10 protein-coding genes are annotated in these 10,812 nt (G+C 38.7%); 7 read left to right on the plus strand and 3 right to left on the minus strand.

Annotation, left to right across the window (positions count from 1 at the left end; translation table 11 throughout):
- The 6 genes from E1176_RS12455 to trxB all read left to right on the plus strand — a co-directional run.
- Positions 1-207: START-like domain-containing protein (locus E1176_RS12455; protein WP_246206030.1), on the plus strand; the 207-nt coding region annotated here is incomplete at its 5' end.
- A 57-nt stretch (positions 208-264) separates the two neighbouring features.
- Positions 265-2,088 carry an LptF/LptG family permease gene (locus E1176_RS12460; protein WP_155210963.1) on the plus strand — a complete coding sequence of 608 codons (1,824 nt, stop codon included), beginning with the start codon at positions 265-267 and terminating at the stop codon, positions 2,086-2,088.
- A gap of 68 nt (positions 2,089-2,156) precedes the next feature.
- Entirely contained in the window at positions 2,157-2,432 is a 276-nt protein-coding gene (rpsO, locus tag E1176_RS12465; protein WP_155210964.1) for a 30S ribosomal protein S15, read from the plus strand.
- A 113-nt stretch (positions 2,433-2,545) separates the two neighbouring features.
- Complete coding sequence (gene pnp / locus E1176_RS12470) at positions 2,546-4,678, plus strand: polyribonucleotide nucleotidyltransferase (protein WP_155210965.1); 2,133 nt, start codon at positions 2,546-2,548, stop codon at positions 4,676-4,678.
- Between the two features lie 96 nt (positions 4,679-4,774).
- Positions 4,775-5,638, plus strand: a complete 864-nt coding sequence (locus E1176_RS12475) for a sigma-70 family RNA polymerase sigma factor (protein ID WP_155210966.1) — start codon at positions 4,775-4,777, stop codon at positions 5,636-5,638.
- 158 nt (positions 5,639-5,796) lie between these two features.
- On the plus strand, positions 5,797-6,756 hold the full coding sequence (gene trxB, locus E1176_RS12480; protein WP_155210967.1) for a thioredoxin-disulfide reductase: 960 nt from the start codon (positions 5,797-5,799) through the stop codon (positions 6,754-6,756).
- Positions 6,757-6,804: 48 nt separating this feature from the next.
- Here trxB and E1176_RS12485 read toward each other — a convergent pair whose 3' ends face one another.
- The gene (locus tag E1176_RS12485) at positions 6,805-8,187 is read right to left on the minus strand and encodes an amidohydrolase family protein (RefSeq protein ID WP_155210968.1); all 1,383 of its coding nucleotides are present in this window, start codon (positions 8,185-8,187) and stop codon (positions 6,805-6,807) included.
- On the minus strand, positions 8,184-9,065 hold the full coding sequence (locus tag E1176_RS12490) for a TolB family protein (RefSeq protein ID WP_155210969.1): 882 nt from the start codon (positions 9,063-9,065) through the stop codon (positions 8,184-8,186). The genes E1176_RS12485 and E1176_RS12490 overlap by 4 nt, the downstream gene beginning before the upstream one ends.
- A gap of 127 nt (positions 9,066-9,192) precedes the next feature.
- On the opposite strand from E1176_RS12490, the gene bshB1 reads away from it, so the two are divergent.
- Complete coding sequence (gene bshB1 / locus E1176_RS12495; protein ID WP_155210970.1) at positions 9,193-9,912, plus strand: bacillithiol biosynthesis deacetylase BshB1; 720 nt, start codon at positions 9,193-9,195, stop codon at positions 9,910-9,912.
- Between the two features lie 2 nt (positions 9,913-9,914).
- Here bshB1 and E1176_RS12500 read toward each other — a convergent pair.
- Positions 9,915-10,812: TraB/GumN family protein (locus E1176_RS12500; protein WP_222933142.1), on the minus strand; the 898-nt coding region annotated here is incomplete at its 5' end.

A 10,812-nucleotide genomic window follows, 5' to 3' on the forward strand; every position in this document is an offset into this window, starting at 1 on the left:
CACAGCTATGTGAAGTTTGAATTTTTGCCTGAAGACGGACAGGATACTGATGATCCCGCCTATTTTGAGCTACGCCTCGATGTAAACGAACTCACTCAAACTGTATTCATCAAAATTACCGACTATTCTGAAATGGATGATAACGAGGAATTATATGACATGTGGGAGGGATTGGTCGATGCACTAAAAGAAACCGTAGGCGGATAACTAAAGACGCAGATATTTCACTATTTTTGGCCCTCTTTTTGTTAAGAAGATGTGGTAATGAAGAAGATTGATAAGCTTATAATTTCCTCTTTTCTGGGGCCCTTTTTACTTACTTTTCTTGTCGTGGTGTTCATATTGCTCACACAGCATATGCTAAAATACTTCGATGATATAGTAGGTAAAGACCTTGGTATTGAGGTACTTGGGCAGTTGCTTTTTTATTTTGCTGTTTTCATGACACCGATCGCAATGCCGCTTGCAGTATTGCTTTCCTCGCTCATGACATTTGGTAATCTAGGGGAGCATTTTGAGCTTACCGCTATAAAAAGTGCAGGTATTTCATTGCTAAGAGCACTTCTTCCAATATTTATTTTCGTTTTAGGTCTTACCGTATTTGCCTATTATTCTAACAATTATTTCGTGCCAAAGGCTGCATTAGAAGCTTACAGCCTCTTATATGATATAAAGCAAAAAAAGCCGGCATTAGACCTGAAGCAAGGGGCCTTTTATAATGGCATACCAGACTTTAGTATAAAAGTAGATGAGAAATTTGATGATGGCACCACACTCAAAGACATCATTATCTATGATCATAGAAATCTGACGGGAAATAAAAAAGTGACAATTGCTGACTCAGGCAAAATGTACACTTTTTATAATGATCGTTATTTGAAGCTAGAGCTCTATGATGGCAACACATACGGTGAGGATGATAAAGCGGCTTCATCGGCCAATGATAAACGTAAAGAAACATTTTATCGAAGTAGTTTCAATAAGAGTGAGTTTATTCTTGACCTTTCTTCTTTTGGTTTAAATCGTACAGATCAAAGCCTTTTTGAAGGGAATAGGATAATGCGAAATCTCAGTCAGCTTACCAACGATGTTGATTCTTCTGAGAGAGAAGTAAAATCGAAGAAAATTGAAGTTTTCGAGCAAATGCCTGTGGCCTTTTATTATCACATGCGAGACGATACTATTGCTATGCCACAGGATTTAGTTGAGTTTAAGCATTATCAAGACTCAATAGAAGTCATTGAAGACTCAATAAGACGTGCAGAGGATGCACGCAAAATGGATTCCATTAAAAGGAGCAAAGAGGAAAATGATCTTAAAATAACCAAGAAAGGTGATCTGGGGGTAGATAAGAAAGATAAGAAAAAGCCTAATAGACCTACGGCTAAACCGGTAAGGGCAGAGAAGAAAAAAACCACTTCCAAGGTGCCTAATGCAGAAAGAATCAAGCAGGTAAAGAAAAAGGTTATTGCCCAAGACCCTGATGACATAAAATTAAGAGACGAAAGGGATAGAAGAATAGATCGTCCGCGAGTTGAAAAGAAAATTGAACCGAGAGATACAATGACTACCGAGTATCTGGTGGATAGTCTTTTTAATACAGCAGAAACAGAGAACTCGCTACAAACTTCCTTAAACCTGGTTAGGCAAACCAAAAGCAAAATCCGCTCATTTAATAATAGAATCGAACGTTTGACTTACGAAAAAAATGTCTATGATATACAATGGCATAAGATCTTAGCCAATTCTGCGGCCTGTATTATTATGTTTTTAATTGGAGCACCTTTAGGGGCTATTATTAAAAGAGGCGGCTTGGGTATACCTGTGTTAGTATCTATTATCTTCTTTATTATCTTTTATGTTCTTACCATGATGGGAGAGAAATATGCTAAACAGGATCTAATTGAGCCGGTTTATGCCATATGGTCGGCTAATATAATCCTTTTACCAATTGGCCTTATTTTCTTAAGACAGGCCAGAAATGATGCACGAATCTTTGAAGCTGATTTTTATAAAGTGCTGATTGATAAGATACGTAGATGGATAGGTAAGAAAAGAAATAATAACAATAAAGAAGGGCAGGAGTAGTTGTTTAATACATCTCAGCAATGTACATTTGCAGTTTAATTTACAAAAAACACAAATTTTAACTAAGCATGTATTTACAAAAGGAGAAGAAACAAGAGTTGTTTGAAAATCATGGTCGGTTAAAGTCAAAAACAGATACAGGGTCACCTGAGTCTCAAATTGCACTTTTTACCCACCGCATTACTCATTTGACTCAACACATGAAGAAAAACAAAAAAGACTATTCTACACAGCAAGGTCTTTTGAGGTTGGTAGGTAAAAGAAGAAAATTACTTAACTTCCTTCACAAAACTGATATCGAAAGATACAGAGCTATATTAAAAGAGCTCGGACTTCGAAAATAACATACAGAAAAGGGAATCCGGTAGGGTTCCCTTTTTGTCTTTTAATGCAACCAATCGTCCGGAACTGCTCATCGCATTTCCTTGAAGGACATTTATCTAAATAAACAATTTATATGCAATTCAATGTAATTAACAAAACCATTAATCTACCAGACGGTAGAACCATCTCTATTGAGACAGGAAAATTAGCTAAGCAGGCTGATGGCGCTGTTGTCGTGAGAATGGGTGATACCATGCTACTTGCAACAGTAGTTTCAAGCAAAGACGCCAAAGAAGGGGTAGACTTCTTGCCTTTGTCAGTCGATTACCAGGAAAAATTTGCTTCTGCAGGTAAAGTACCTGGTGGCTTCCTTAAAAGAGAAGGAAGGCTTTCAGACTATGAAATACTTATTTCAAGATTGGTAGATAGAGCCATTCGTCCAATGTTTAATGACGACTATCATGCCGATACCCAAATCATGATCCAATTAATGTCTGGCGACCAGACTGCTCCACCAGATGCTTTAGCAGCTTTAGCAGCATCAGCAGCACTTTCTGTTTCAGACATACCTTTTAATGGACCAATCTCAGAAGTGAGAGTGGCCAGAATTGATGGCAAGTTTGTCGTAAACCCATCAATGGAAGATAAAGAAAAAGCAGATTTAGACCTTATCGTTGCAGCTACTTTAGATAATATTCTAATGGTAGAAGGTGAAATGGATGAGGTTTCTGAAGATGATATGCTTGAAGCAATTAAAGTTGCTCACGAATCGATTAAAGAAATGTGTAAAGTTCAGCTGGAGCTTACAGAAGCTACTGGCAAAACAGTGAAAAGAGAGTACTCTCATGAAACTGATGATGAGGAACTTAAAGCAGATATGCAGGCTAAGTTATTTGACAAAGCTTACGCTATTGCTCAAAAGCAAATGCCAAGTAAAGACGATCGTGCTGAAGCCTTTAAGGCGATAAAAGAAGAGTACGTTGAATCTTTGCCTGAAGATAATGAGGTAGATCCTGTTTTAATTGGTCGTTACTTCAAAAACATTCAAAAAGAAGCTTGTCGTAAGCTTGCCTTGACAGACAAGAAACGTCTTGACGGTAGATCTTTCAACGAAGTTCGTTCTATCGCTACTGAGGTTGATTATTTGCCTTCTACTCACGGTTCTGCGTTGTTTACAAGAGGTGAAACTCAATCATTAAGTACTGTTACTTTAGGTACTAAAATGGATGAGCAGCTTATTGATGGTGCTATGATATCTGGTACAAATAAATTTATGCTTCACTACAACTTCCCGGGTTTTTCTACAGGTGAAGTAAGACCTAACAGAGGTCCTGGAAGAAGAGAAGTTGGTCATGGCAATCTTGCCTGGAGAGCTTTAAAAGTTGTTTTACCGGAAGAAAATCCATACACAATCAGAGTAGTTTCTGATATTCTGGAATCAAATGGTTCTTCTTCGATGGCCACTGTTTGTGCAGGTTCATTGGCTATGATGGATGCTGGTATTCAGATCAAGCGACCAGTATCTGGTATCGCTATGGGTATGATCTCTGATGGGGAGAATCACGCTATTCTTTCTGACATATTAGGTGATGAGGATCACTTAGGAGATATGGACTTTAAAGTAACAGGTACTGAAAATGGTATCACTGCTACTCAAATGGACATTAAAGTAGATGGTCTTTCTTACGATGTGTTGAAAGAAGCTTTAGCGCAAGCTAGAGAAGGTCGTCTTCACATTCTAAATGAAATGAAGAAAACTATCGAGACACCAAGAGGTGACTTGAAACCTAATGCACCACGTTCTGAAGTGCTCACTATTGATCAGGATATGATCGGAGCAGTGATAGGACCAGGTGGTAAAGTGATACAGGAAATACAAAAAGAAACAGGTGCTACTGTTGTGATCGAAGAGGTTGACAATAAGGGTGTTGTGAGTGTATTTGCTGTAGATAAAACTGCCATGGATGATGCTTTAGGTAGAATTAAAGCTATCGTTGCTGTGCCAGAAGTAGGTGAAGTATATGATGGTAAAGTGAAGTCGATTATGCCATTTGGAGCTTTCATCGAATTTATGCCTGGCAAAGACGGTCTTCTACATATTTCTGAGATCAAATGGGAGCGTGTAGAGAAGATGGAAGGCGTTATGGAAGTAGGCGAAGAAGTGAAAGTTAAGCTGATCGAGGTTGATAAAAAGACCGGTAAATTCAGACTTAGCAGAAAAGTATTGCTTCCTAAACCAGAAAAGAAAGAGGAGAAAAGCAACTAATTTTTTTCGAACGGAACTATTGTCATTTGGAACTAAATTCTTTAACATTGGTGTTGGTCTAGCAAGCCAAATATGTTAAAAATTTAGTATCCAGACATGAGACAGCTTAAGATTAGCAAGCAAATTACGAATCGAGAGAGTCAATCTCTGGATAAGTATTTGCAAGAAATTGGTAAGGTTGATTTACTTACACCTGATGAAGAAGTTGAGTTAGCGCAGCGGATTAGGGAAGGAGATCAACTAGCTTTAGAAAAACTTACCAAGGCCAACTTAAGATTTGTCGTGTCAGTGGCAAAGCAATATCAAAATCAAGGCCTCTCTTTAGGAGACTTGATAAATGAAGGAAACCTCGGGTTGATAAAAGCGGCACAACGCTTTGATGAAACCCGAGGTTTTAAGTTTATATCCTACGCAGTTTGGTGGATACGCCAGTCTATACTGCAAGCGCTCGCAGAGCAATCCAGAATCGTAAGATTGCCTTTAAACAGAGTAGGATCTCTTAATAAAATATCTAAGACTTTTTCTGAACTTGAGCAAAAGTATGAACGTGAGCCATCACCGGATGAGTTAGCTGAAGTGCTTGAGGTAACAACCGCTGAAGTTGTGGATACTATGAAGATTTCTGGTAGACATGTCTCAATGGATGCACCTTTTGTTTCCGGAGAAGAAAATAGCTTGTTAGATGTTTTGGAAAACGAACTTGAAGAAACTCCGGATAATGAACTTATGAATGACTCTTTACGAAGAGAAGTTCAGAGAGCTTTATCTACTTTGACCCAGCGAGAAGCAGATGTAATTACATTGTATTTTGGTCTTAATGGAGAGCACTCGATGACGTTGGAAGAGATTGGAGAAAAGTTTAATCTGACACGGGAGCGTGTGAGACAAATAAAAGAAAAAGCAATTAGGAGATTAAGACATACATCAAGAAGTAAGGCTTTGAAGCCTTATCTTGGATAATGTCAAATATTAAAAAATTCAAAAGGCCTCTTCTGTATACTTAAGAAGAGGCCTTTTTTTATCTTTGCAACGGAGCCGACATTCTTAGGAAAATCGATAGACATCCAAACTTAGATAAATAAACGTTTGTTAGACATTAAGAATCGAAAAACAGGTAAATGGAACAAGAAAAAGCAAAAGTACTTATAATCGGATCCGGGCCAGCCGGATATACTGCAGCAATTTATGCCTCAAGAGCGGGGTTGGACCCAATAATGGTTACAGGTGGTGAGCCTGGAGGCCAGTTGACGACCACCAATGATGTTGAGAATTATCCAGGTTATCCTGACGGCATCAATGGTCCTCAGATGATGGTTGATTTTCAAAAACAGGCAGAAAGATTTGGTACTGATATTCGTTATGGAATGGTAACGTCAGTCGATTTTTCAGGCTACCCACACAAAGCTGTTGTAGATGATAAATATGAGATAATTGCAGATTCTATCATTATTGCCACCGGGGCTAGTGCAAAATACTTAGGGCTACCTTCAGAAGAGGCTTATTATAACAAAGGTGTGTCCGCGTGTGCAGTGTGTGATGGTTTCTTCTACAAAGGTAAAAATGTAGCAGTAGTTGGGGGAGGAGATACCGCAGCAGAAGAGGCTACTTATTTGGCCAATCTATGCCCAAAAGTATACTTATTAGTAAGACGTGATGAGATGAGGGCATCTCAGATCATGCAGAAACGTGTTTTAAACACACCAAATATAGAAGTGCTTTGGAATACCGAAACCGAAGAAATACTTGGTGATGGTGATAATGTAACCGGAGCGCGAGTAGTAAATAATCAGACCAATGAGAAAACTGATTTGGAAGTGGATGGATTTTTCGTAGCGATCGGTCATAAGCCAAATACAGACATATTTAAAGATTATTTAGATATGGATGAGACTGGCTACTTAAAAGTAAAGCCGGGAAGCTCAAAGACAAATGTAGAAGGTGTTTTTGCAACAGGTGATGCTGCTGACAGAGTATATCGTCAGGCGGTAACGGCTGCAGGAACAGGATGTATGGGAGCTTTAGATGCCGAGCGATTTCTTCAAGAAAAAGAAATGGAGCCTGCAGAAGCTTCTAACTAGAAAGAGATATATAATAGATGGAAAGGAGTTGTTTAGGCAACTCCTTTTTTATTTTAACAAATCTCTGAGCTCATTAAGGTTGTATGATTTTCCTTTAGCTACTACTAAATTGATGCTGGTAAGATTCTCAATGTTGGTTAAAGGATTTGCTTCCAATATAAGTAGATCGGCTACTTTACCATTAGTCACACTACCATAATAGCGCTCTAATCCAAAAAACTTAGGGCCATTAACTACTGAAGTGATGAGTGCTTGCTGAGGGTTAAGCCCAGTCTTAACCAAAGCTCTAAGTTCACCGTGTAATGACTCACCTGGATAAACATACGAATTATAAGGGCCACAATCTGAGCCTGCTAATAGATGTACACCAGCCTCGTACATAGGAGTAATCATTTGATTGGTGAGAGCTGCCAGTTTACTTCTTGAATTATTACCACTCTCCTTAGCCGCTTTGGCTCTGTCAATTCTACCCTGGTAAGTTTTTTGAATACCTTGCCCCATGTATTGAAGCAAAGAGTCCCCAGAATGATCTGCGTCAGCCAATTGAGACAGTGTTTTGCCAATGTATAGGGTAGGAGTGATGTAGAAGTTTTGCTTAGCCAGTTCGGTATACACTTGATTAGCCAGGTTTTTATCGTAAGTATCAACCAAAGTGGACACCATACCATAGCCTAAATCTAATTTTGTAAGACTATCAGCCTTCGGAGAGCATGCTTTAAGTACATAATACATGTGTTCTGTGCCGTCCAAGCCATAATCTACAGCAGTAAGCAAATCAGCTGACATCGGCATATGACCAGTTGTTTTAAGCCCTCTTCTTTCCGCTTCTTCTATGATCTGATAATAAGTATCAGCGGTAAGACTACCATCATACATTTTTACATAATTGCCTTCTATGGCTTCGATAGAATCTAAGGCATCGTTTATCTGCTCAGAATTAGTCACCTGAATTGAGCCCGGCCAGGCCGGATCGTGTCCATCGAGTTTAGGTCCTGATGTAAATATAAAGGGCCCATCGAGCGTTTTATTTACAATGTTTTCTTTCCATGATAAGACACTTGGCGTAATATCTCCTCCCGCATCTCTAACAGTGGTGATTCCAAATTTTAAGAAGAGAGGAAGCATATCACGATTTTCTGCGATTAGTGAATCACCACCTCTAAAATGTACGTGGTTATCCCAAAGCCCGGGCATGATGTATTTTCCATTAAGGTCAATCTTTTTGGAAGCTGACACTTCTTTCTGGTTAGCCATGTCAACGACTCGCACGATAGTATCATCTTTTATGGCAATTAATTGATTTTCGATGACTTCACCCTTAATGACATCTACTACAGTAGCATTGGCAAATACCAGATCATAAGGTTCTTTTTCAGATGTTGAACAGCTAAGAACACTTAAAAGAGAAAATATGCTGATTAACCTTTTCATGGTGCTTGATTTACAACGATTGCAATCTTATTTCCTTGAGGATTTATGGCTAGTCTTGTTATTCCGTTAAGTATTTTACTTTGACTTTTTGAAAAGGAATTATCTTTGAAATGGACCTTTTTCCAATCGCTGTCTTTTTCTGGTGTAAATGAATACAAAACACTACCCTTACCCATAAACACCGATCCATTTGAAGACCATGCTAAATCTTCTGAACCTGGTAACGTTTTAGCTACTACTGCTGTAGCACCGGTAATTGGATGTAGCGATTTTATTTCCCAATCTTCATTTTCTTTACTTACATAGCTGATGAGAGGTTTGTTGGGCATTTTATCCAGAGATCGACCTATATTTTTCTGATGAATAATGTTTTCACCAGTTTTAAGATGGCAAACCTGTAAAGTTGAAGGTTCACCTAATACAAAAGCCACGACAACATCCTCATTATACCAGCAGTGGTAGCCTATTTTCAATGAGTCTATTAAAACACTACTCTCTCCAGAATCTAAAAATTGCCATAGCAGCTGTGTACCGTCAGTTTCCAGCTTGATGGCAGAGAATCCATCTCGACCCAGCATAGGTGTGGGAGAATACTCACTATCAGGTGTATAGGTCAGTTGTGTCCATGAGTATTCATTCAATTCTGCCTGTGCCACTTCGGTCTGCCCATCGATAGTGGTTACATAGTATAAAGTGCCATCTGGCTTAAAATGAGGCTGGTTGTCATACCCGGGGTTTTGATAAGTAATGTTAACCGGATTTTGGATTACATAACCTGAATCAGACAAAGACAGGTCGTATGTATATATTTCTGTGTTAGGTTGGGCTGCCACTGCAAATGCCATGAGAGAGAAAATAAAAACAATGATTGTTCGCATAAGGTGTAGTTTAGTCAGAGCCCAATGTAGCAAAAAATATGTAATGGCCGACATTTCAAATGGTTTATCAAGTCCGGTTAGGCTAGTAATTTCAGACTATGTATTTTTAGCGTTTAAACACTGACTTATGAAATTAGATATATTAGCCTTTGCTGCACACCCTGACGATACTGAGCTGAGTTGTGCGGGAACTATTGCCTCTCATGTAGCTATGGGTAAAAAAGTAGGAGTTGTTGATTTCACTCAAGGTGAAATGGGCACAAGAGGCAGCTCAGAAATACGTGCTCAGGAAGCAGCTGCTTCCGCAAAAATTCTAGGTCTGACAGTGCGTAAAAATCTGTACTTCGATGATGCATTTTTTGTAAATGACAAAGACCATCAATTAGATGTAGTGAGAGCAATTAGAAAATTTAAGCCTTCAATAATATTGGCTAATGCCATTAAAGACAGACACCCCGACCATGGGAAAGCCTCTCAATTGGTGGTTGATGCATGCTTTCTAGCTGGCCTGACGAAGGTAGAAACCCAGGATGATGATGGCAATAACCAGGATCCCTGGAGACCCAAAGCTGTATATCACTATATACAAAGCATTTTTATTCAACCAGATTTTGTAGTTGATGTAAGTGATCATTGGGACACCAAGATGAAAGCAATTAAGGCATTTAAATCACAATTTTATGATCCGAACAGTGATGAGCCTGACACCTACATATCGTCACCTCAGTTTATGGAAATGCTGGAGTCACGTGGAAAAGAGCTGGGGCATTCCATAGGAGTGAATTATGGTGAAGGCTTTACAATTGATAGAAATATGGGAGTTAAAAATCTCGAAGATTTACTCTAAGCTTACTTCAAATCCTTAATAGGCTCAACGTTATACCCTTCTTCTTGCAGAAGGTGAATTAAGCCATCATCATCTGGTAAGTGAGAGGTGCCTACAGCAAAAAATGTAGGTGCTTTCTTCATATAATCAGTCATTTTTGGTAGCCATTCTTTGTTACGTTGAATCACGAAATGCTTTCTGAAATCTTCGTTTTCTTCAACTGGGTGCATAAAGTACTCTAATGTTTTATGTAAGTCACCGCTTTTGTAAGCTTCGATTAGCGTTTTGTAATCGGCAATTTGTTGGTCGAAATTTTCAATAGTGTGTTTCAAAGCACTTACCTGATCGTCCATTTTAAAACTTTCCAATGCTTTAACTTCTCTTTCTACTGTTTCCAAACCGAGAATTAACATATCCTTTTGGTGCGCCTTCTGTATAAGATCCAGTTCATAAAAATGCACATCTCCCATAGCCAATCTGGTCATTGTTGTAGATAGCATGATAGGCTTAAACTTTTTATAAACGAGATCAAATTTAAGGTGACTTACTCCCAGGCGGTCGTGAAAGATATCTTGAAGTTTTTTGTATTCTGATTCTGTCAGAAATTCATCAATAGATTGGTGGTGGTCGAGGTGAGCGGCTTTATTTAGCTCGTGTTTAGCATGATGATCAAGCAGGGTTTCAGTAGATAAAATTTCGCAATCAGACATTTTATCTATTACCGAATTTGGGAGAATGTAATCTTCTGTGGGTATAAACTTAAGTATGCCAAAGATGTATGAAGGTTGCTGCAGCCCGTTACCGGTTACTTTCCATAATAAAGCATTTTCGTTGTGCGACTGTGCGTTTACCAAAAAGCCTGAAGATAGTAAGAGTAACAGACTCATGAGTTTTTTAAATTCAAACTTAAATGCGTTATTC

Origin of the sequence: Fulvivirga aurantia (assembly GCF_009711475.1) — a bacterium.
In the GTDB taxonomy this organism is placed as follows: Bacteria; Bacteroidota; Bacteroidia; order Cytophagales; family Cyclobacteriaceae; genus Fulvivirga; species Fulvivirga aurantia.